We start from the raw sequence: 22,120 nt of genomic DNA, 5'->3' as shown, positions 1-22,120 counted from the left end.
CCCGACGGTACAGTGTTCGCTGTACTGAACAAAGGTGGGTGTCCTCCCCCTGTGGTCCGGCTCGGAGTGGATGCCTCGGATGGTCGCGGTAGGGACGCAGTCCGCTCCCACTCCAGCCGCCGGGCGTACGGCCAGCGGTGCCGTGCTTGCCCGCGTCCGCGTGTGGCTGCTGGAGTTCACCGGGGCGCTGCAGCGGGTCGCCGAGCAGGTGCTCGCTGACCCCGCTGCTGCAGGCGAGGCAACCTCAAGAGCAGCTAGAACAGGCCGGCAGTGCGAACCTGCAAGTTCTGCGGGCGCGGACCTGTCGCCGGGTCACGAGATCGCCCTCGGGCCGGTCGTGCCGGTCCTCGATCACCGTCTTCACCGCTTCTTCGCGGAACTCGGGAGAGAAATTCCTCTTCGCGAGTGGCAATAGTCGTCCTTCCAGGCAGGGCAATTCTACTTTGGGGTCCCTGTCCGGAGAACCCGTGGCACCTCAGTCGACGCTGGAGGTTGCTGGTGGCCCCGCGGGCAGTTCAGCCCGCAGGGCCTGTTGTCACGCGGTCAGTTCCACAGCTGGAAGAGGTCGCTGCCGGAGCAAGCCCACTGGAAGATGGTCCCGTTCTGGCCGACGTCCGATGCGTCGGCGTCCAGGCAGGTCCCGGAACCGACGTTGTGCAGTCCGGCGTTGGCGTCGCCGTTGGTGTTCAGTTGCCCGCTGCCCGCGAACCACCACCGCTGGTAGGGATCGCCGGTGGTGTTGCAGGCCCACTGGGCGATCTTCCCGCCGTTGCGTACGTCGGACGAGATGGCGTTCAGGCACGTGCCGGTACCGACGTTCTGGAGCACTGGATTGTAGTTGTTCGCACCGACCACCACGCGCCACTGCTGGTAGCTGTCGCTGCTGTTGCAAGGCCACTGGGCGATCCTCCCGCCGTTGCGTACGTCGGACGAGATGGCGTCCAGGCAGGTACCGGCGCCCCGGTTCTTCAGCTGGAACGAAAACCCGGTGATGGCGCTGCGCGCCGTGTCCAGGTAGTTCTTCCACGCCCCGTTGTTGTACGTCGACCACGGGGTCCAGTTACTGCCGTGGTTGGAGATGTTCCACGCCGCGTTGGCGTTGCACTGGACCTGGTAGGCGCAGGCGTCACTGACCTCGGGGTGGTAATAATTGTTGATCTGCCACAGGCCCCGGTCGATTGAGCCGGGGTTCTGGCCCGTCGCCGACGGATTGCAGCTTGACTCGGCCATGGCGACCGCCACGGCGACCACGATCTGCCGGACGTTGCCCGCAGAGGTGCTGACGTTCGCGGTGTACGAGAAGCCGGCCTTGGCGGCCACCTTGGCGCAGACCGTGGCGGCGGCGGAGGCGACCGCGGCCGTCGTGTCCGTGGGCACACCAGCCCCCGCGTTCAGCGATGCCGGCATTTGTCCGGTGGTACCGGCGGTACCGCCGGCCGAGGCCGAGGCCGAACCTGGCGGAACCATCAATACGGCGGCCAGCGCCACGACCAACAGTCGCACCGGCCGAATCCGGCCGACGTGCGGCCACCACGGGAATCTTTTGCTTACGGGATCGGATCGCACACATGCCTCCCAAGGACGATGGTCTATCCACGAGGGACCTACAATGTCCACTTTGCGCTCACGACGCCATTGCTATGCTACATGTAAATATTTGAATACGTCGATCAAGTCTCGGAGTTTCAGGACGACTTCGACTCCGGTCAGGCCCGGGTGCTGGCAAAGAACCAAATTGCATGATCGTTTAACTACAGGCTGCGGAACCAGGGAGCCTCGCCAGGGCCGAAGCAAGGTCGGCTGATCCTGGCCGGGATGCGTTGAGCAGGGCAGGGGTGAGCATCTTGTAGAAGATTGCATCCAGGACCCGGCGACGCGGATGCAGCTCAGGACGTCGGCCTCGGCTGGTACCGGATCGCGGCGCCGGCAACAGCGGCGCCGGCAACAGCGGCGCCGGCAACAGCGGCGCCAGCAGCGCCCACGGCCGGTCGCCGATCGTCAACGGGTACACCCCACACACCGTGCCCACCGAGGCGTTCACGGCGGTCGGACACGACAAGCAGGTGCAGCAGGCGACAATGCCACCGGGGACTCCTGGCGGGTCGGGCCTCGACAACCACGCACCTACCAGGAGTTTCGCCATACCCATCGACGCCACGCCGGACGGCCAGCCCCGGTTCTCAAACGGCTTTTGACGGCTGCCACCCGCTGTGGTCCAGGTTGAGCCGCTCCCGTTGGCCGGTTGATGATGTTGCTGGGCTGGTGGCACGGCAGACTCCGGTCACGTTGGTGCCGGTGGTCAGGGTGCGTACCGGGTGCGTAGTTTGCTGGTGTCCCAGCCGGCGCGGTGGGCGCCGGCTTGGTAGGCGCTCTCCAGGAAGGTGAGGACCGTCGCGCGTGGGTCGGTGGTGGCGCGGGCGTCGTCGTAGGTCAGCAGCGCGAGGTGTGCGCCCCGGTTTTCGGTCCAGTGTGCCTGCGCGGGTCGCAGTGGTTCCTCGGTGAGGCCGTCGGGCTCGGGTGCGGTGTAGGAGTAGAAGGCCGGTTCGGGGATGTTCTTGTCGCCGAACCAGAAGCCGGCGCTGATCACCTCGTGCGAGTATGCCTCGCGGGTCACCGGGTCGACGGTGTCGGGCTGCGGTGCCTGTCGGCCGGAGAAGCGGGTGACCGCGATGTCGAAGGTGTGCCAGAAGTGGTGGACCGGGCTGGTCTTGGCGTTGCACCGGGCGGCGTATTCCTCCAGCACCAGCCCTACCTGGCTGAGTACCTGCCAGTACCGGTTGACCCAGTACGGGTCGTACGCGGCGTGTGTGGTGTCCTCGGCGAACGGGATGCTGTCGGTCAGGTCGTAGGGCGTGGCCCGGATGTGGGCGCGGATGCCGAGGTACGCGAGCGCGGTGAACAGCTGCTCGTGGAACGCGGCGACGGACAGGCCGGGCAGCGGGAAGGAGACCGTCTGGCCGGCCAGGGTGTTGATGACCAGCCGGTGGTCGACGAAGTCGAAGTCGATGGCGAACATCACGTCCCGGCCCATGGGTCGGGATGTGGTGCCGCGGCCGGTCAGATGGAACGGCACGTGCCACCAGTGGTTGCGCGGCCGTGCCTGGTCCAGCCGGATCTTGCCGACGATCTGCGCGAACCGGTGGACGGTCTCCTTCGAGTCCGCCCACGCGGACAGCGGGATCGGCGGGAACAACTCGGTCATCCGGACTCCTCCGACAGCGTGCCGTGCACCATTCGGACCCATGTCGGCATCCTTCCCGATCCGATGGCCGTACGGGCGCCAACCTCGCGCCTTTGTGCCGCGGAGGGAACTTTTCTCGATGCAGGTGGCCGGGTCGCGTCCGGAGATCGTGCCACTGCTGACGGGTGGGGTGTCGTCGGGTTTACCGGGGCTCGGCTGCTGGTCGACCTCGCCGGTGCCACGGGGCTGACCGGGGCGTTCAGCGACGCTCTCGCGCCGTTTGCGGGTCCGGCGGGCAGGTCAACCCTGGCCGGGTGGCGGTGGACGTGGCGGTCATGCCCGCCGATGGTGGGGAGGCGACCGCTGATCGGGCGGTGTTTGTTCTGCTTCCTCGACGGCTACCGCGAGGCGTTGTCGGGGCTGCTGCGGGAGGGCCGGGTCAGCGTCGGGGCACTTCTTCGACGTTGTCAGCCCTGGGCGAACCCGGTTGTTGCCGGTCATTGTCCGGGGTGGGTGGCCTGGCGACGGCCTAGGTGACTGGTGTTAAACGCGGGTTGATCGGTGGTCCGGTCAGCCCGTCTGTGTTTGGCGGTTCGTTGGCTGGCGTGAAGGGGGTAGTCGCTGGGCTGGCTGATCGGTGGCTCAGCGGGCGGCTGTGGGGCTGATGGGCTGTTGCTGGGCTGGATAACGCCTGGTCGGGGTCCTTGCTGGTGGTCAGGCGGGGGCCCGGCCGAGCTGGCTGCTGCCGGTGAGGCCGAGGGTGGCGAGCCGGGCCAGGTTGGTGGCGGCGGCCAGGAGTTTGAAGTCGGTGGCGACGCGGAGCAGGCCGCGCATGCGGGCGCGGCGGCCGCCGTGGCGGCGGCGCATGAGGTGGGCGATCTTGCGTTCGACTTTGGGGCGGGTGGCGCGGTAGTCGGCCCGCCAGGCCGGGTCGGTCTGTCGGGTCCGGGCGGCCGTGAGGTGGGTTTCCCAGCGGCTGATGGTGATCTGCCGGCCGGTCTTCGACTCGGTGCACTGCGTGCGGAGCGGGCAGTCGGTGCAGGCCCGGCCGAAGTCGGCTTTCCCGGCGTGCCGGTCGTGACCGGTGATCGGGCGGATCGCGATGGTGACCTGGTTCGGGCAGGTGACCGTGCCGGCGGCGAGGTCGATGGTGAACTGGTCCTTGGTGAACTTGCCACCCGGCGCGACCGGTGGCTGGACCTTGGTCTTGGCGTCGATCCCGGCAGTATGCAGGCATTCGAGTACTTCACCGGCGCCGTAGGCCGAATCGCCGTAGACCGCCGCGTCGGCTCCGGGTGTGTCCTGATCGCCGGCCGGGGTGGTGAGGTCGGCGATCAGGTCGGCGATCAGGTCGGCGGCCGGGCCGGCGTCGCCGGTGTTACCGGCAGTGACCTCGGTGGCGGTGATGATCTCGCTGTCCGGATCGACGGCGATATGCCCTTTGTAGCCGTCGAAGCCGCGGTGGCTGGTCTTGTGCCCGTGCCGGGCCTGCGGGTCGACGGTGGAGATCACTCGGTTCGCGGCGACTTTGCGGGCGATCCGCAGCACCCCGTCGTCGCCGGTTTCCAGGTCCTGGCCCAGCACCGTGGCCAGCAGCCGCATCGCCTTGGTGACCGCCTCGGGCAGCTTCTTGCGGCCGTCGAGGGCGGCGAGCAGGGCATACCCGTCCCGGGCCCTTGAGTCGATCAACGCTTCCCGGGCGGTCTTGTCGTCCCAGTCCACGACCGGTTTCGCCGTGCTGGCGTAGTCGTCGCCGCTGGTCAACACGGCCCGCAGTTCGATGGCCAGGTCGCGGCCGGCCGCGGTGAGCAGCCCGCGGATCGCCGAACGGATCAGCGTGATCGTGTCCATCGTGGCGACCCCGTCATACAAAGGGGTCGAGTCAAGCACCCGGCGCCGTCCCAGCAGCCCGGCCTCCCGCGCCGCCGCGAGAGCAACCTCGAAAATCCGGTCCGGGTTCGCCGAGCGGCGCAGCCGTTCGCGCATGTCAACCAGGACCGTGTGCGCGAACCCGGCCCGCGAAGCGCCGTCCCAGCCACCGGCCCCGGCCGCGTACCGCCAGCGGACATCGAACGCGAACCGGTCGACGGCCTCGCGGTCCGACAGTCCTTCCAAACGCTGCAGCACCATCACCGTCGCGACCACCGACGGCGGCACCGACCGCCGCCCGACCTGCGCGAACAGATCAGCGAACAAGCTGTCCGGGAACAACCGGTCGCGGTGATCGTGCAGGAACGCGTAGATCGAGTTCGCCGGAAGGGTCTCAGCGCAGAATCGGCTGACCGGATCGAGGAGGTCCAGCTGCTGCGACGCTCTGCCCAACGTCATCCCAGCAAACTACTATAAATAGATGCAAAACGATGGCCGCCACGCCGGTGGCAGCCATCGTTTAACACCAGCTACCTAGAGAGGCCTGAAGGTCCCGCCGTTCCAATTTCTGCGATGTCCCGCGAGGCCGACTCCTCGTCTTCAAGGATGTGAGGGGGCGGCCCGTATCACGAGTCCCGGGCCGCCCCGTCCGTCATCGAGGCCTGGTCTTGTCGTCCGTCACCATGACCGGCCCTGAACAGCAGAGGCTCGGTCAGCGTGGGTTGACCCGGCGAAGATCCCTGTCCTCCCTGAGGCGAGGGCGGCCAACACCGGAGGGGCGGCGGCATGGACCAGGACGCGCGCGAGCAGGGGCTGCTCACCGCCCTGACCACCGAGCATTTCGTGCTCCAGACCTCGCGTAGCGCCACGATCACCGAGTCCGTCGGGCGGGCGACCGTGTTCCTGTCACTGCTGTCCGCCGCGCTGATCGGGCTGGGCTTCGTCTCCAGCAGCGGACACCTGATCAAGCCGTACCTCGGCGCGGTGCTGCCGACCCTGGTAATCACCGGGCTGCTCACCTTCGCCCGGCTGGTGGAGAACACGGTGGAGAACTCGCTGAATCTCAAGCGCATCCAGCACATCCGCGCCTACTACCACCGCCAGTTCGCCGGCGAGCACGACTTCTTCGCCGACGCGGTGACCGGCGGGGGCGACACGCGGACGATCGCGGCGGCGGTTGGCAGCGGCGCCTCTCGCTGGCAACTGCTACTGACCACGGCGGCCATGGTGGGCGCCGTCAACGCACTGTTGATCGGCCTGGGCGCGACCCTGCTGACCGGAGTGGCCAGCGGATCCGTCACGTCGGCGATCGCGCTCGGTGTGGCGGTCGCACTGGTTGCCTTCGCCGCACAGCTCGCGTACATCAAGCGGGCCTCGATCTGGCTGAGCCGCTGATGGTTGCTGGGCCTAGGGCTGCCGGCCGCCGGCTCTCGGCGGGTGTCTCACGAGCGCACCCACTGCTGGTTTCTGCCGCCGTTGCAGTACCACAGCCCGACAGCGGTGCCGTTGGCCGTGCCGGCGCCGTTCACGTCGAGGCACAGTCCGGTCGGAGCGTTGGTGATCGTGCCGTTGCTGTTGACGTTCCATTGCTGGTTGCCGTTGCCGCTGCAGTCCCAGGTCTCCACCCGGGCGCCGGCGGCAGGGCTGCCGCCGGGGACGTCGAGGCACAGCTTTCCGTACACCACCAGGGTCTTCGACGGAGTCAGCAGCCAGGACTGGTTGCTGCCGCCGTTGCAGTCCCAGATCTGCAGCTTCGTACCCCAGGTGGTCGATGAGCCGGGCACGTCGAGGCATCGGTTGGAGGCGACCCCGCGGATCACGGCGGGGGTGGAGCTGCCGACGCCCCAGGCCCACTGCAGCCGGCTGACGCCGGAGGCGTTGTTGTTGGTGAGGGTCAGGTTGGTCCCGCTCCCGCCGAGTGTCGTCATGCTGTAGGAGTCCCCGGTGCGCAGTCCTGGCCAGTAGACCGCGCCCATGCCCAGCAGGCGAAGCGTGTCGCTGTCGGCCTGCAGGTAGGCGACGTAGGCGTTGCCGTTGATCGGGCCGTTGTAGTTCAGCCCGGTCGTCATCGGCGCACCCCACTCGTCCAGCACGGTGCGGGAGGCGCACGAACCGATCCGGTTCCTCAGGTCGTTGGCCCATGACCAGTAGCTGGTCTGGCTGGGGTTCCAGAAGCCGTAGTGGTGCAGGGAGAGATATGTTCCGGAGAGTCGGCTGTCGGCGCACACGCTGGTGACATTGTCGTTGTACCCGGTGCCGCTGACGAAGATCCGGCTCTTCGGGACCGACGGATAGGTGCTGATCCATGTGGCGGCGAGGTTCGCCCAGGCGCTCTGGCTGTATCCGAACGGCTCGTTCATCGGCTCGAAGTAGACCAGGCTGTTGCCGCCGTACGTGTTGACGACCGTCTGCCACATGTTCCAGTAGGAGGTGGTGTTGTCGACCAGCCCGTCCTTGTGGGCGGAGCCCTCCCAGTAGCTGAGGATGACCTTGAAGCCCTTGGCGACGGCGGCGTCGATGGCGCCCGTGTACGAGGACCAGAACGACCCGTTGACGGTGTACGGGTTGATCGGCAGCCGCACCGTGTTCGCGCCGAGGTTGCTCTGGAACCCTCCGATGGCCGCGGTCGCCTTGGCGTACGTGATGGAATAGCTGTCCGATGTGGAGAGGCCCGAGGGTACGACCGGATCGTCGGCGTAGTTGTCCCTGGGGTCGGCCCAGTTGACCCCCTTGAACTGACTCGTGCCGGCGAAGGCGGGAGCGCTGCTTGCGCCCACCCAGACGACGACCATCGCAGCGAGCAGGGCGGCGAGGGTGGCTACCGTGACGCCCCGTCGTCGAACGAGGCGCGCGCCTCGCCAGGAAGCCCGTGTACGCGACATGAACCGCCCCTTCCAGCAGGCGCGGGCGGCTGCGCGACAGGGCCGCAGGCGACGAGCGGCGCCGTGCAGGAACCCGGCAATCACCGGTCAACAAATCGACGGAAGTCTAAGACTCCGCTACCTCGCCGTCAACGGGCGGCAGTGGCCCGGCACGCGATCGCGAACGGCGGCGGCCGGTGCTAGGCGCTGGCGCCGGCGTAGGAGCGCAGCGAACGCCGCCAGGCCGCGGTGGCCAGGATGACCGCGCCGGCCGCCACCGCCGGGGCGATCAGCAGCAGGTGCGCGTCGAGCCGGCCCAGCAGCCCCGCGGCGGGGTACGTGGTGAGGAACGCCACCGGTACGACGGTGAGTACGGCCTGTACCGGGTTGCGGTACAGGTCCACCGGGAAGCGGGACAGCTCGAGGAAGGCGAAGGAGACCCGGCCGAGCTCCTCGGCGGCCACCAGCACCACCGCGAGCGCCATCAGCAGCACGGTCAGGGCGTACATCAGCAGCACGGCGCAGGCCAGCAGTAACAGGAACGAGGCCAGCCCGGCCACCGACACGTCGTGGCCGGACAGGACGACCCCGACGGCGGCCAGGGCCAGGCCCAGCACCGGGTCGAGCAGGTTGTTGACCCGCACCTGCCGCAGGCTCACCAGCAGCTGCGCGTCGAACGGCTTGGTGAGCAGGAAATCGAGGGTCCCGAGGCGCACGTACTCGGTCATCCGCTCCAGGTTGGGTTGCAGCAGCGCCTGGCGGAGGCCGTTGAGGGCGAAGAACAGGCCGATGACGACGAGCACCTCGGCATGGGCCCAGCCGGCCACGGAGCCGGTGAATCGGAAGTAGACCGACGCGCCGACCGCCGCCCACACCATCCAGAAGGTGCTGAGCGCGACGTTGGAAACGAAGTTGAATCGGTACTCGACCTCGGTGGCCACCGCCGCCCGCCAGCAGATGGCCAGGATACGCGCGTGCCGCGTCCACCGACTCATCCGGCCACCGCCTGGTAGCGGCGTACGCCGTGCCGCCAGATGATCCGGTACAGCAGGGCGAACGCGGCGAGCCAGCCGAGCCCGACGGCGAAGCCCAACGCGGTCTGACGCGCGTCGAGGCGGCCCATCAGCAGCTCCACCGGGAAGCCCATCGCGGTGCGGAACGGCAGCACCACCGCAGCCGTGCGTAGCCAGTCCGGCATGAGCGCCAGGGGTGCGACCCAGCCCGAGGTGAACGAGCCCAGGCCCCACCACAGCAGCCACACGTTGGACGTCTGGGTGCTCCAGAATCCGATCAACGCGAACGCCGACGCCATGAGCAGGCTGACCGCGTACGCCAACGCCAGCGCGGCGGCGACGGCGGCGAGCCGGGCGGGTCCGGCCGGGTAGTCCAGGCCCGGCACCAGCAGCGCGGCGAGCGCCAGGGCCGGCACCAGCACCGTCAGGCACACCAGCCGATGGCCGAGGTCGCTGGTGGCGTACTGGTGGAAGGGGTGCACCGGGCGCAACAGCCGCACGGACAGGTCGCCGCTGCGCATGTCCGCGTCCCACTGCCACACGACGCGGTCGCCGGAGAGGTTCCACAGCAGCGTCGCCGCCGCGTAGTAGGACAGGAAGTCGCCGGTGGTCCAGCCCGCCGGCGGGCCGCCTTCGGCGACGACGGTGAGCCACACCGCCATCGTCAGCAGCGGGAAGAAGCCGGTGAGCAACGACAGCACGACCCCGCCCCGGTAGGTCGCGGCCACCAGCGTCGCGCTGCGCACCAGCGGGGGGTACGCGGTGAGCACCTCACGCATGGGCGAAGACCGCCCGGATGATGTCCTCCACCGGCGGGTCCTCGATCGCGACGTCCTCGACCGGGAGGGTGGTCAGCAGCTGGGCCGCGATCGCGGCGGTCTCGGCGCGCGGCACCGCCAGGGTGACCACGGCGCCGTCGACCGACGACACCTCACCGAGGCCCACCCAGGTCTGCGCCGGTACGGCCTGGCGCAGGGTGACCCGGACCAGCCGGTGCGGCGAGTGGGCTTCGACCAGCGCGGCGAGGTCGCCGTCGAAGCGCAGCGCGCCGCGGTCGATGACCAGCACTCGGCGGGCCAGCGCTGTCACGTCGCCCATGTAGTGGCTGGTCAGCAGGACCGTGGCGCCGTACCGGGCGTTGTAGTCGCGCAGGAACATGCGCACCGCCGCCTGGCCGTTGACGTCCAGGCCGAGCGTCGGCTCGTCGAGGAAGAGCACGTCCGGCCGGTGCAGCAGCGCTCCGGCCAGCTCGCAGCGCATCCGCTCGCCGAGGCTGAGTACCCGGACCTGCTTGTTCAGCAGCGGTTCGAGGTCCAGCAGGGTGACCAGTTCGTCGAGCGCCGACCGATACGGGCCCTCGGCGAGGCCGTAGATCGCCCGGTTGACCTCGAAGGCGTCAGCGGCGGGCAGGTCCCAGAACAGGGAGTTGCGCTGGCCCATGACCAGCGAGATCCGGCGCAGGAACGCGGGTTCCCGGCGATGTGGGGTGTGCCCGAGCACCCGTACGGTGCCGGCGGTGGGATGCAGCAGACCGGTCAGGCATTTCAGTGTGGTCGTCTTACCGGCGCCGTTCGGGCCGAGGAAGCCGACGACCTCGCCTTCGGGAATCGTGAAGCTGACCTGCTCGACTGCGCGGACGGTGACGTTCTCGCGCCGGACGAGGGAGCGGAGCGAGGCGCGAAGCCCGGGTTGTCGCCGGTGCACCCGATAGTGCTTTGCCAGGTCGCTCACCTCGATCATCATCTGACCCTAGCGAGATGCGCGCGCCGATCAATATCGAATATTTCGGAGGAGTGGGCGCGGGCTTCCAGGGAAGAAGATCAAAGATGCTGGGGGTCTACTCGTCGGCGGCACGTGCGACGATCAGGCCGGCTGAACCCACCGTCGCTTGCGGTGCTACCCGTACCGCCAGTCAGATGGCCGAGACCGTGGACGGCTGACGGCGCTCGACCCCATCCGTCATCTTCTTCCAGTTCCCCGGGCACCGTGCCATTTTTGTGACGGCAGGGAGGGGCTCTGGTGCTCCCTGCCAAGTGGACTCTGTCCACTTGTTCGATTGAAGGAAACTTTCGCTTGATCTCTTGCGTGTGTCAGCGCTTGCCGCCGACAGTCTGGATCACCACCAGCCTTCGACGCTCGTCGATGTGCTTGCCCGGTGGACAGCTGAGGAGAAAGCATGGCACCCGTCGTCCCCCGCCGCAGAAGCCGCTTCGTCACACTCGCGATCGCCGTCCTCGCCGGCCTGGCCCCGGCCGTGCTCTGGGCGCTGCCCGCGCAGGCAGCCGCACCGCTCTACACCGCCCTGGGCGACTCGTACTCCTCGGGCGTCGGCACCCGTACTTACTACTCCGACGGCACCAGCTGCTACCGCTCGCCGTACGCGTACCCGGTCCTCGACGCGAACCAGATCGGCGCCAGCCTCACGTTCGCCGCCTGCTCCGGCGCGAAGGTCGCCGACGTTTCCAACAACCAGCTCGGCAGCCTCAGCTCGTCGACCAGCTACGTCACGCTCACCGTCGGCGGCAACGACATCGGGTTCGCCAGCGTCATTACGCAGTGCGCCAAGCCCTGGCCGTACACCTGCTGGGGTGACATCGACAACGCCAACTACTACATCCGAAACACCCTGCCCGGCACCCTGGATGCGCTCTACAACAAGATCCGCTCACGGGCACCGTCCGCCCGGGTGGTGATCGTCGGGTATCCGCGCCTGTTCAACGAGAGCGACTGCCAGTCGCTGGCCCGGATCAGCCCGGGGGAGCAGGCGGCGCTGAACGACACCGCCGATCTGCTGAACGAGACCATCAAGGCCCGGGCGGTCGCGCACTCGTTCCGATTCGTGGACCCGCGAGCCGCGTTCACCGGTCACGCCGTCTGCGACTCCATCGAATGGGTCAACGGTCTGTCGGACCCGATCATGGAGTCGTACCACCCGAACCGCACCGGACAGTCGAGCGGGTACGCCCCGCTGGTCAAGAACGCCCTGCTCAGCACCATGACGGCGGCTGCCGGCAAGGCGTAGACACCGCGAGCGGGTACTGGCCGGTGGACGTGCCCGGCCGGTACCCGGTATCGCCGGGGCGAGGCCCACGGGGCGGCGCGGAGGCTGTCCAGTAGGGCACCGGTGGACTCACCCCAGAGCGTGATGTTGCCCGGGTCGCCCCCGCCACGTCCGCCCGCGCGTTTGGGGTAGCGGGACGAGCTGGGTCAACTCGCCCAGATGTCCGGGCGCGTGCACACCCCCGGCCACCTCGATCGCCCGGGTGATGACAGACCAGGCCGCCCAGGCGAACAGGGTGACGTGAGCGCCTGGGGCCGGCACCCGTACGGTGGGAGGGTGACGTCTGCGGTCCAGGTCACCTGGTGGGGGCACAGCACGGTCTGGATCGAGGATTCCGGGGTCCGGCTGTTGACCGATCCTGTCCTGGGTGGCCGGATCGCGCACCTGCGGCGGATGCGGGGGCCGGTTCCGCGTCTGCCCGCCCTGCCGGATGCGGTACTCGTGTCGCACCTGCACCCCGACCACCTCGACGTCGCGTCACTGCGTCGCTTGCCGGACCGAGTCGTGCTGGTGGTGCCGGCCGGGGCGCGCGCGTTCCTGCGCCGGCGGCTGGGGGCGGACGCGGCCCAGCGGGCTGTGGAGTTGGCGCCCGGCGAGGAGACCCGGGTCGTCGCGGTTACCGTGCGGGCTGTCCTGGCGGTGCACGACGGTGGCCGTGGGCCGTGGTCGCGGCACCGTGCCGCCGCGATCGGGTACACGGTGCACGGCGCGGCCACCACCTGGTTCGCCGGCGATACCGGGCTGTCCGACGGCATGGCCGACCTCGCTCCGCTCGACCTCGCGCTGGTGCCGGTCGGCGGGTGGGGCCCGACGCTGGGTTCCGGTCACCTCAATCCGGCGCAGGCCGCCGAGGCCGTACGTCGGGCCGCGCCCCGGTACGCGGTGCCGGTGCATTTCGGTACGTTCTGGCCCGCGGGTCTGCCGTTTCGCCGTGGGATGTTCCACGAGCCGGGCCGGCGGTTCGCCGACCATGTTGCCGACACCGCACCCGGTACGCGGGTCATGGAGCTGTTGCCGGGGGAGACACTCGCGGTGGACCCGGTGCGGTGAGTGACGTCCTCGGAGCGCTGGCCTCGCTGTTCCTGTTGGTGGCCTTCGGTGCTGTCGTGCCCGTGGTGCCGACCGGTGCCGCGGTCAGTGCGGCGGCGGCGCTCGCCTTCCACCAGCATTCGCTCATGATCGGCGCGGTTGTCTTGGCCGGTGCGGTGGGTGCCTACCTCGGCGATGCCATCACGTATGTCGCCTGCCGGTGCGGGGGTGAGCAGTTGGCCCGTCGGCTGCGTTGGCTACGCAGCGGGCAGCGGCTCGATGGGCTCGCCGGGCGGCTACGCGAGCGGGAGGTGGCGGTCCTGCTGGTCTCCCGGCTGTTGCCGGGTGGCCGGATTCCGGTGCTGCTCACCATTGCGCTGGCTGGCCTGGATTGGCGGCGTTTCGCGGTGGCCAACGCGCCGGCGTGCGCGCTGTGGTCGGTGGTCTATGCCGGTATCGGCGTCGTCGGCGGCTCCGTTTTCCCCGAGCCCTGGCAGAGCGTCCTGGTCGCGGTTGCCCTGGTGATGGTCGTTACACAGATCGCCGGCCTGCTCCGGCGACGCTCCCGCGTCTGAGCGGCCGCACGTCGGCGCCCGCACCGGCTCGACCGTCCGGTTCGGCGTAGCGTCGACGCGTAGCCGTAGCCGGCGTTGCCACGCGACCAGTTGTCGGTGCATGCTGGCCGGGCCGATCAGGGGGTCCTCGATGACCGGCCAGTCGACCGGGTGTACCAGGAAGGCGTCGGTCTGCCAGCCGCCCAGGCCGCCGTGGCTGCCGACGAGCTCCTCGAACGCGGCCACCTCCTCGGTGACCGGGTCGACCGTGCTGATCAGCACCAGGTCGCCGACGTGGTCCATTTCCTGATGCCGTAGCAGGTCGGCCGGGGCGAGTGGGCCGTAGACGGGCAACGGGTCCTCACCGTCGACGTGTCCGTGGCGCAGGTGATGCTCGCCCCGGCTGCCGACGGCCACCGGGCCCGTCTCGCCGCCGACGACGACCACCCCGATCCCGGGGTGGGCGGCCAGACCACTCACCAGACCGGGGTAGGCGGCGTCGATCTCGGCCCGGGTGAGTTTGCCCGGATGCCGGGTGAGGTACACCATCGCCAGGTTGCCGGACGCCACGACCACCGATTCCGCGTCCGGCCCAGCGGCCCGGCGGGCTTCCTCGCCGGCCGGCCCGAGCGTCACCTCGCGGTCGGCGGTACGCGAGCGGGCGGTCGCCCGAGTGGAGGCCGCGCCGGCACCGCGCCGGGCCGTGATCTCGGTGAGCAGAGTGTTGACCGGACCCCAGGGCTCCACCGCGCCGCTCACGTCAGCCGTCGCGAGCTGCCCTGGTACCAGCCCCGTCAGCCCGCCGGCCTTGGCGCCAGCACGGACCAGTCGATCCACCACCTGGGCCAACGGCTCCCCGAACCGCTGCCGGAAGGTCGCACCCTGACTCTGGCCGTGGTCGGAGAGCACCACCAGGTGGTAGCGGCGGTCCGAGCCGGCCGAGAGCCGCTGGATGATGCCGAGCACCTCATCGAGCCGGCCCAGCGCCTCCAGCGCCTCCGGCCGGGCCGGCCCGGCGTGGTGGGCGACCTCGTCGTAGTCGACGAAGTCGCAGAAGATCACCGGGGTGCCCAGCGCCATCTGCTCGGCGATCAACGAGACGTTCACGTCGCGCAGCATGCCGGCCAGCGGCCGCAACGCCAGGAACACTCCCGACCGGCCGACCCGGGGACGGATGTCGCGTAGCCGCTGCGCGCGGGCCTGGTGCAGCTCCTTGAGTACCCGGCCGAGGCCCAACACGATCGCCCGGGTGAAGCCGTAGGTCATGAACGACGCGTACCCCCGGGTGGACCGGCCGGGCAGCGCCGCCCGGCTGATCGTGAACAGGGTCGTGGGTGCGTCGCCGGAGAACACGTTACTGATGCTCACACCGCCGTCACGGAGCAGCCCATGGCCATCGGAGAGCCGGCGCTCGACCTCTGCGGCGTCCTGGGGCCGGTTGGTGATCATCAGCCGGCCTCTCTGCTTCTCGTACCAGCGGAAGGCCGGCACCGATCGGACGTCGCCGTGCAGGATGCCGGCCTGGGCCGCCGGGGTCGTCGCCGGCATCCCGGTGTGCCAGGTGCGTAGCCGGTGGCTGCGGCCGCGGAGCAAGCGGCCGATGGTGGGCAGGTTGCCGGTCCGTACCGCCCACTGGATCAACGGGGCGGATACCCCGTCGAGTTGCACGATGAGCAGCCCATCCCCACCGGCCGGTGTGCCCCCTCCGCCACCCGCCCGGCGTACCTTGCGCATCACCCGCCGCGCCTCGCTGACGAACGCGTCGTCGGTGCCCGAATCCGTCAACCAGTTGACGAGCGTGGCCAGCACCGCGGCGATCCATGATGCCACGAACGCCGCCGGCAACCCGGAGATCTTGGCGTCAGGCGCGAGCCGCAGCGCGACGTACAGCACGATCGTCTGCACGCTGGCGCCGATCACCATCGCACCCAGGCCACCGAGCACAGTGGCCAGCGCGAGGAGCAGGGGCCGCAGCAGCGCGCCGACGCACGCGACCAGGACAACCAGCCACAGTACGGCGGACAATCCGTAGGCGTCGACACCGGGCATCAGCCAGAGCGTGCCTGCCAGCACGATTAACGAGGTGACCGCGCTGCGCAACAGCCCAAGCAGGCGGGCCAGGGTGGGACGCCAGGCCCGTAACTCCTGCAGCACCAGCCGTACCCGTCCGGGCGGCACCGCAGCCGGCGTGAAAGGCGGATCAGCGGGCTCGTTCACCGCCCTACCCTGACACAGCGCCGCCGCCCCACCCCGGGTCGTCACAGCGCGACAGCAGGATGTGATCATGACAACACCGCCGCACAAGTTCGGCCCCCAGCGTGGCCCCTGGGAGAACCACGAATGGCGGGGATGGTGGGGGGGACAACCACCGTTCCACACGCCGGTCTTGGTGCTCACCCATCACGAACGCCCGTCGTGAGGGCGGCTGGGATGATCGGCGCGAAGTGGGCGAGTGGATGAGGCGACATTCGGTGTTGCACGAGGAGTGGCTGACCGGTTGGGCGGCGCAGGTCGAAGCCGCCGTCGCGCAGGCATTGAGGGACGTCCTGGCGACGTACCCCTTCGAGGCGGATGACCAAAGTGTGGGTCCACCGTCGTCCGCGGCAGAACTGGCCGCGCTGCGCGAGCGCATGCCGTGAGCTATTTGCCCTGTATCGATTTGTCGGGCCGGTGTCGTTGCCGGACATCACCAACGGCTACTTTCTACACCCGCTGGATAGTGTGATCGGCAACCTGTATCACGACGACAGGCGTGCCGACCGCATCGGTGAGCCGTTGGCAGAGGACGTCGACATCGTGGTCTTCGGCAGCAACGGAGGCGCCGTAGAGGCCTTCGCCGACGACGGCAGCAGCACCGATCTCTGACCCGCCGGGCACGCCAACCGACTACCGACTACCGATAGCGCATCAGACTGTCGGGGGACACACATCTGCCGCAGGGCACGCCCGTCGGGACACGCGAGGTTCCGTCACTGTGCGTCAGGATGTCCTGCCGTCGCCGCCGCCGAGGGCGCTGTCGTGCCGAATTGAGTGCACGGGTTCAGTCGTTCTGGCGGCGAGCCTGCTTCACCTCGCGTGCCACTGCCCACGCGTCCGCCACCGGACCCAAGTGCCCGAGTTTGTCGGGGTTGACCACCGAGCGGATTGTTTGGATCCGCCCGCCGAGCACATCGAGCGTCACTGTGCCGACCACGTTGTCGTCCCGATCGCGAAGAATCGCGCCCGGCTGGCGGTTCATTTCGCGTCGCTCCATTCTCACGTCGGTCCGGAGGAGTGCTGGGAAGTTCGATGCGAGCACGCGGGCCACGTTGTCGGTACCGACCACGCTCCTGGCAAGCGCAGGCGCCTTGCCTCCCCCATCCCCGACCATCTGGACGTCGGCAGCGAGCAACTCCCTCAGTCCGTCGACGTCGCCATCCCGGAGCGCATCGAAGAACCGCGCCGCCAGCTCCTCGCGTTCCCGGCGGTCCGCCTCGAACCGAGGACGCCCGACGTCCATGTGGCGCCGCGCCCGGACCGCGAGCTGGCGGCACGCCACCTCTGACCGCCCGACAGCCACCGCGACCTCGGCAAAGCCGAACCCGAACACCTCCCGCAGCACGAAGACCGCCCGTTCGAGCGGGCTCAGCCGCTCAAGCAGCAACAGCGCCGCCATCGACACCGAGTCCGCTAACTCCGCCGACCGCGCCGGATCCTCATAGGGGTCGGTGAGTAGCGGTTCGGGCAGCCACTGCCCGACGTACGTCTCCCGCCGCACGCGCGCCGAGCGCAGCACGTCGATCGAAACCCGCGTGACCACGGCCGAGAGGAAAGCCTTGGCCGACGCGGGCTGGGTCGGGGAGGACTCGTAGCGCAACCAGGTTTCCTGGACCGCGTCCTCCGCCTCGGCCACGCTGCCGAGAATCCGGTAGGCGATCGCGAACAGGAGCGACCGCAGCTCCTCGAACTCCTCGGTCCGAGTCACGCCAGCTCTTCCTTGAAACCCTGCCGCCACGACGGATAGCGCAGCTCCCAGCCCAGCTGCCGCTTGGCCTTGGCGTTGGAGAAGCCACGCCCCTCGGTCATCACGCCCACTGCCATCTCGCCGGCCAGCAGCCGGGCCAGCCACGCGGGCACCCGCCGCGGCGGCTTGGCCCCGACGCACTCCGCCAGATACGGCAGCCACACGCTGACCGGCGCCGGCTCGTCATCGACGATGTTGAACACGCCTTGTGCCTTCTGCTCCACCGCCAGGACGGTGGCGTTCGTCGCGTCGTCGACGTGCACCCACGAGACGTAGCCGGTGCCACCCCCGACGAGTGGGATCAGCCGCTTCCGTACGAGACGGATCTGATCGTCGTGGGCGCCCGGCCCGTAGAAACCGCCGTAGCGCAGCACCGCCCCGCCAGCCCTGACGACCACGTCCTCGAGGTGGGTGATCGCCTTCGTCCCCTCGACCACCTCCAGCGGATCCTCCTCGGTCTTGACCCAGCCGCCGTCGCGGACTCCGTTCATGCTGGCGTGGCCCTGCGCGACGACGTGGGAGACACCGGTCGCCTCGGCCGCGGCCAGCAGGTGGTCGATTCCCTCGCTGCGCAGCCGGTTGGTGATAGACGCCCTCGGCGCCCATCTGCTCCAGCAACCCCAGCTTGCCCGCGCTCGTCGTCGTCGCGGTCACGTGATGGCCACGGGCCACCAACTGCGGCACCAGACGACGCCCGATAACCCCGGTCCCGCCCGCCACGAACACTCGCATAACTCATCCTCGTCATCCGGTACCGGCTCTCGTCACCGAGACGAGACGGCCCGGCAGCCCCGTGACATGGGAGACGGCCCCGCGGACGTCGGTTGCGTCGGAACATCATCGAACTCAACGGGTAACGCTCACCGGCGTGGCTCAGTTTCTGGCAGCCAGCACCGTTCTGTCCGACGAAAGACAGGTCGGTGGCATCCGATCGGAAAGTGTTAATCTGGCGGCGTTTGATAGGTGTCACTGACAGTGATCAAGTGTCGGACGCTTGGTAGGCGGATTTTCGGTAGGCGTGCTGCTGCTGGCGGGGGGCGGTCCAAGATGGGCGTTCGGCTGGGACAACTCCAGGTCGGAGCCGGCGTGATTCTCCTGCTGGCCGCCGGGTGCACCGACCCACCCGGCACCGAACCGTCGCCGGGCGCCGTCCCGCCGCCAACGACAACAACCGCGCCCGGCCCCGGCCCGAGCGCGCCCGGCGTACCGGCGCCCGCGCCGAGCCGATCCCTGATCGACGCGGTACGCCGAGACGGGACGCTACGGGTGATCGTCACCCTGGCCGCGCCGTACACCCCAGAGGCCAACCTGTCCGGGCCGGACGCGGTACGGCGTCAACGCGCCGCGATCGCGGCCGCGCAGGACCGTCTCCTCGACGAGTTGCGACCGCTCCAGGCCCGGGTGCACGCGAGGTACGAGCACACCCCGCAGCTCGCGCTCACCGTCAACGAGGCGGCGCTGCTCCGGTTGCTCGCGTCGCCGCTCGTCGGGTCCGTCCAGCAGGACGCGGCCGACGGCACCGCCACCGGCTAGCCGGGCGCCCAGGAAACCGCGAGCAGCTCGCACCGGCGGGCACCCGCCCGCTCAGCCCGAACGGAGGTCACGCATTCACCGACCGGTCGTGCCAATGCCGGCCCAACCCCAACGCTAGGAGAGTACGGTGCACCAGAGACCCATCTTCCACGCGCTGTCGGCCGTCGTGATCGCCGCCGTCACCCTCGCATTCGGACCAGCGGCGAGCCGGGCCGCCGGGCCTACCCCGCCGGACCCACAGGAGAGACAGCTCATCGCCAAGGCCGAGCGGGACGGGCCACAACGCGTGATCGTACGGCTGGCCCGGCAGGGCGACCAGGACGCCGTACTCGCCGCGCTGGCGGAAGGCCGGCACCGGTTCACCACCAAGGCAAAATACCACCGGTTTCCGCTACTCGCCCTGCAGGCCGACAGCGCGGCGCTCGAGCAGCTCACCCGGTCCCGGCAGGTGACCGGGATCCAACTCGACGTGCCGGAACGCGCGTCACTCGGGTCCAGTGTCCCCCACATCAACGGCGACGACGTACACGGGCTCGGGTTCACCGGCGCGGGCCGGACCGTCGCCATCCTGGACACCGGAATCGACCGCGACCACCCCTTCTTCGGCAACCGGATCGTTGCCGAAGCCTGCTACTCCAGCAGCGACACCAACCAGCAGACGCTCTGCCCCAACGGCCAGACCGGCCAGACCGGCGCGGGCGCCGCCGACGCGCTGACGGCCGCCTGCCAGAGCGGGGGCGCGAACCTCTGCGACCACGGCACGCACGTGGCGGGAATCGCTGCGGGCAGCGCCAGCGGGGTGGCCGGCGCGCCGGGCAATGGGGTGGCACCCGGGGCGGGCATCATCGCCATCCAGGTCTTCACCCGGTTCAACAGTGCGGCGGACTGCGACCCCGATCCCGCGCCCTGCATCAGCAGCTTCGTCTCCGACCAGATCCGTGGGCTGGAGCGCGTGCTGGACCTCAGCGGCAGCCACAACATCGCCGCGGTGAACATGAGCCTGGGCGGCGGGCAGCACACCAGCGCCTGCGACAACGACTCGCGCAAGCCCGCCATCGACAACCTACTCGCGGCCGGCATCGCCACCGTGATCGCGGCCGGGAACGAGGGCTTCGGTGCCGCGGTTGGCGCGCCGGGCTGCATCTCCAGCGCCGTCACGGTCGGCGCGACCGACGACGCCGACGCGGTGGCCGACTTCAGCAACCGGGGTACGCTCCTCGACCTGTTCGCCCCCGGGGTCGCCATCGACTCGTCGGTACCGGACAACGGCTGGGCCAACCTGCAGGGCACCTCGATGGCCGCCCCGCACGTGGCCGGCGCGTTCGCTGTACTGGAGCAGGCGCTGCCCGGCCGGACCCCGGCGCAGCAACTCGCGGCGTTGCGGGACACCGGCGTACCGGTGACCTACGCCAGCGGCGGCAACCAGGTCACGGCGCCCCGGATCGACCTGCTTGCCGCCACGGGTCCGGCGATCCCGAAGCCGCCCAGCGCGGACGCCGGCGGGCCGTACCAGACGGTGGAGGGTACGCCGGTGACGCTGGCCGGCAGCGGCACCAACGCCACGGCGTACGCCTGGGACTTCGACGCCGACGGCGCGTACGACGACGCGACCGGCACCAACCCGTCCTTCGGGCTGGTCGGTCGGGACGGGGTCTTCCCGATCAGCCTGCGCGTCACCGGTCCCGCCGGAACCGCCACCGATGACACGACGGTGACCGTGCGGAACGCGCCGCCGCAGGTCGACGCGACGGTCGACGGGCCCAAGCCGGAGGGTGGCACGGTGACCGTGACCGGCACGATCACCGACCCGGGCTGGCTCGACCCGCTGTCCGCGACCATCGACTGGGGCGACGGTACGAGCGGGCCGGTCTCCGGCACCGTGGAGAACAACCCGCCGAACGCCACCCTGTCGTTCACCACCACCCACGGGTACGGCGACAACGGCACGTTCACGGTCACCGTCTGCGGCAAGGACGACGATACGACGACGTGCGAGTCGGCGCCGGTGACGATCACCAACGTGAACCCGACGGCCCGTATCGACAAGTCCACCGCGGTGGACACGCCGGCCGGCAAGACCATCGTCACGCACGCGCACCACGAGGTGGGGCTCTCCGGACGGGTGACCGATCCGGGCAGTGACGACCTGACGATCACCTGGGACTACGGCAACGGCGGCCCGTCGCCGGACCGGACCACCACCTCGCTGGTCAACCCGCCGAACACGGACCCGCCGAACAGCCCGAGCGTGCAGCCGCGGGACGTGACCGACAACGCCGCGGTCACGTACCAGCGGGCCTGCGTCTACCAGGTGGGCTTCGCAGCCACGGATGACGACGGCGGCCACGGGTCGGACCAGGTCGCCGTGGTGGTCCAGGACAACGGCCTGCTGAAGAAGCTCGCCACCGTCTGGTACGTCGAGTTCCTGGTCACGTCGCTACCGCCCGAGCACCTGCCGGACGACGTACTGGAGTGCTACCTCGACATCGCCCAGCACATGAGCGGTGTCTTCGGCGAGGCCCAGGACGCGTCGACCATCGCCAAGGCGCGCGACGTGCTGACACTGCGGCTCCTGCCGACCGCCAGGCAGCAGTTCGACCGCGAACTCCTCACCGCGTGGCTGAACTTCGCGCACGGTCCGTTCGGGGTGACGGACGGGGTGGACACCAACTGCGATCTGCACGCCGACAGCACCTTCCTGGAGGTGGTACGGCACGCTGAGGCGGTCCGGCTGGATCCGGCCGCGACCAACAGCGAGGTCCGTGGGCAGGCGGCGATCCTGGAGCGGCTCAACCTCTGTAACCCACTCTGACCACCCCACCCGGACAGTCCGCGCCGGCCGGAGACTGATCCGGCCGGCGCGCCCGCCCAGCGCGGGCAGTTCGTGGGTCGTTCCGGCGTCCTCGCCATGGTGGGCGGCTCCGTCCGTGCGGTTCCAGTGCCCCCCGACGTAGCGCAGGTCGCGACCGAGCCACGTGCAGTACCGCGCGATATCCGTCGCAGTTGCGAGGCCAGC

Annotated in this window: 17 protein-coding genes and 2 pseudogenes; 9 read left to right on the top strand and 10 right to left on the bottom strand. The window is 69.6% G+C overall.

Annotated elements, in window-relative coordinates; genetic code table 11:
• Positions 1-543: 543 nt before the first annotated feature.
• Positions 544-1,407 (bottom strand): RICIN domain-containing protein, encoded by an 864-nt coding sequence (locus AB0I41_RS08095; protein ID WP_357103333.1) that lies wholly within the window; start codon positions 1,405-1,407, stop codon positions 544-546.
• Positions 1,408-2,299: 892 nt separating this feature from the next.
• Positions 2,300-3,202, bottom strand: a complete 903-nt coding sequence (locus tag AB0I41_RS08090; RefSeq protein ID WP_357103331.1) for a DUF5996 family protein — start codon at positions 3,200-3,202, stop codon at positions 2,300-2,302.
• 162 nt (positions 3,203-3,364) lie between these two features.
• Here AB0I41_RS08090 and AB0I41_RS08085 point away from each other — a divergent pair.
• Positions 3,365-3,558, top strand: a pseudogene (locus tag AB0I41_RS08085) (IS1380 family transposase); the annotation flags it as partial.
• A 337-nt stretch (positions 3,559-3,895) separates the two neighbouring features.
• Here AB0I41_RS08085 and AB0I41_RS08080 read toward each other — a convergent pair.
• Complete coding sequence (locus AB0I41_RS08080; RefSeq protein WP_357103327.1) at positions 3,896-5,509, bottom strand: IS1182 family transposase; 1,614 nt, start codon at positions 5,507-5,509, stop codon at positions 3,896-3,898.
• A gap of 327 nt (positions 5,510-5,836) precedes the next feature.
• On the opposite strand from AB0I41_RS08080, the gene AB0I41_RS08075 reads away from it, so the two are divergent.
• Positions 5,837-6,445 carry a hypothetical protein gene (locus AB0I41_RS08075; protein WP_357103324.1) on the top strand — a complete coding sequence of 203 codons (609 nt, stop codon included), beginning with the start codon at positions 5,837-5,839 and terminating at the stop codon, positions 6,443-6,445.
• A gap of 47 nt (positions 6,446-6,492) precedes the next feature.
• Here AB0I41_RS08075 and AB0I41_RS08070 read toward each other — a convergent pair whose 3' ends face one another.
• The 4 genes from AB0I41_RS08070 to AB0I41_RS08055 form a co-directional block, all read right to left on the bottom strand.
• A complete protein-coding gene (locus AB0I41_RS08070) occupies positions 6,493-7,932 on the bottom strand; it encodes a ricin-type beta-trefoil lectin domain protein (RefSeq protein ID WP_357103321.1) in 1,440 nt (479 codons plus the stop codon).
• A gap of 179 nt (positions 7,933-8,111) precedes the next feature.
• A complete protein-coding gene (locus tag AB0I41_RS08065) occupies positions 8,112-8,906 on the bottom strand; it encodes an ABC-2 family transporter protein (RefSeq protein ID WP_357103317.1) in 795 nt (264 codons plus the stop codon).
• Positions 8,903-9,703 (bottom strand): ABC-2 family transporter protein, encoded by an 801-nt coding sequence (locus AB0I41_RS08060; RefSeq protein WP_357103315.1) that lies wholly within the window; start codon positions 9,701-9,703, stop codon positions 8,903-8,905. Before AB0I41_RS08060 ends, AB0I41_RS08065 begins: the two co-directional genes overlap by 4 nt.
• Positions 9,696-10,664: an ATP-binding cassette domain-containing protein gene (locus AB0I41_RS08055; protein WP_357103312.1), complete on the bottom strand. Its 969-nt coding sequence runs from the start codon at positions 10,662-10,664 to the stop codon at positions 9,696-9,698. The genes AB0I41_RS08060 and AB0I41_RS08055 overlap by 8 nt, the downstream gene beginning before the upstream one ends.
• 17 nt (positions 10,665-10,681) lie before the next feature.
• Between AB0I41_RS08055 and AB0I41_RS08050 the strand changes: the two genes are divergently transcribed.
• From AB0I41_RS08050 to AB0I41_RS08035, 4 genes and pseudogenes are all read left to right on the top strand, one after another.
• Positions 10,682-10,864 (top strand): hypothetical protein, encoded by a 183-nt coding sequence (locus AB0I41_RS08050; protein WP_357103309.1) that lies wholly within the window; start codon positions 10,682-10,684, stop codon positions 10,862-10,864.
• A gap of 236 nt (positions 10,865-11,100) precedes the next feature.
• Positions 11,101-11,946 carry an SGNH/GDSL hydrolase family protein gene (locus tag AB0I41_RS08045; RefSeq protein WP_357103307.1) on the top strand — a complete coding sequence of 282 codons (846 nt, stop codon included), beginning with the start codon at positions 11,101-11,103 and terminating at the stop codon, positions 11,944-11,946.
• Positions 11,947-12,261: 315 nt separating this feature from the next.
• Entirely contained in the window at positions 12,262-13,035 is a 774-nt protein-coding gene (locus tag AB0I41_RS08040) for an MBL fold metallo-hydrolase (RefSeq protein ID WP_357103304.1), read from the top strand.
• Between the two features lie 125 nt (positions 13,036-13,160).
• Positions 13,161-13,415: pseudogene (locus AB0I41_RS08035) on the top strand (VTT domain-containing protein); the annotation flags it as partial.
• Here AB0I41_RS08035 and AB0I41_RS08030 read toward each other — a convergent pair.
• A complete protein-coding gene (locus AB0I41_RS08030) occupies positions 13,311-15,785 on the bottom strand; it encodes an alkaline phosphatase family protein (RefSeq protein WP_357103302.1) in 2,475 nt (824 codons plus the stop codon). The pseudogene AB0I41_RS08035 and the gene AB0I41_RS08030 overlap by 105 nt on opposite strands.
• A gap of 354 nt (positions 15,786-16,139) precedes the next feature.
• On the opposite strand from AB0I41_RS08030, the gene AB0I41_RS08025 reads away from it, so the two are divergent.
• Positions 16,140-16,433, top strand: a complete 294-nt coding sequence (locus AB0I41_RS08025; protein ID WP_357103299.1) for a hypothetical protein — start codon at positions 16,140-16,142, stop codon at positions 16,431-16,433.
• Positions 16,434-16,608: 175 nt separating this feature from the next.
• On the opposite strand, the gene AB0I41_RS08020 is transcribed toward AB0I41_RS08025, so the two are convergent.
• Both AB0I41_RS08020 and AB0I41_RS08015 read right to left on the bottom strand, forming a co-directional pair.
• Complete coding sequence (locus AB0I41_RS08020; protein ID WP_357103297.1) at positions 16,609-17,532, bottom strand: RNA polymerase sigma-70 factor; 924 nt, start codon at positions 17,530-17,532, stop codon at positions 16,609-16,611.
• Positions 17,529-18,062 carry a hypothetical protein gene (locus AB0I41_RS08015; RefSeq protein WP_357103294.1) on the bottom strand — a complete coding sequence of 178 codons (534 nt, stop codon included), beginning with the start codon at positions 18,060-18,062 and terminating at the stop codon, positions 17,529-17,531. Before AB0I41_RS08015 ends, AB0I41_RS08020 begins: the two co-directional genes overlap by 4 nt.
• A 595-nt stretch (positions 18,063-18,657) precedes the next feature.
• Here AB0I41_RS08015 and AB0I41_RS08010 point away from each other — a divergent pair.
• A complete protein-coding gene (locus tag AB0I41_RS08010; RefSeq protein ID WP_357103291.1) occupies positions 18,658-19,104 on the top strand; it encodes a hypothetical protein in 447 nt (148 codons plus the stop codon).
• A gap of 127 nt (positions 19,105-19,231) precedes the next feature.
• On the top strand, positions 19,232-21,916 hold the full coding sequence (locus AB0I41_RS08005; protein WP_357103287.1) for a S8 family serine peptidase: 2,685 nt from the start codon (positions 19,232-19,234) through the stop codon (positions 21,914-21,916).
• Positions 21,917-22,120 lie beyond the last annotated feature (204 nt).

The organism is Micromonospora sp. NPDC050200, assembly GCF_040656135.1.
Classification (GTDB): domain Bacteria; phylum Actinomycetota; class Actinomycetes; order Mycobacteriales; family Micromonosporaceae; genus Micromonospora.
The sequence above is the reverse complement of the archived record's forward strand: the minus strand, read 5'-3'. Positions and strand labels throughout refer to the sequence as shown.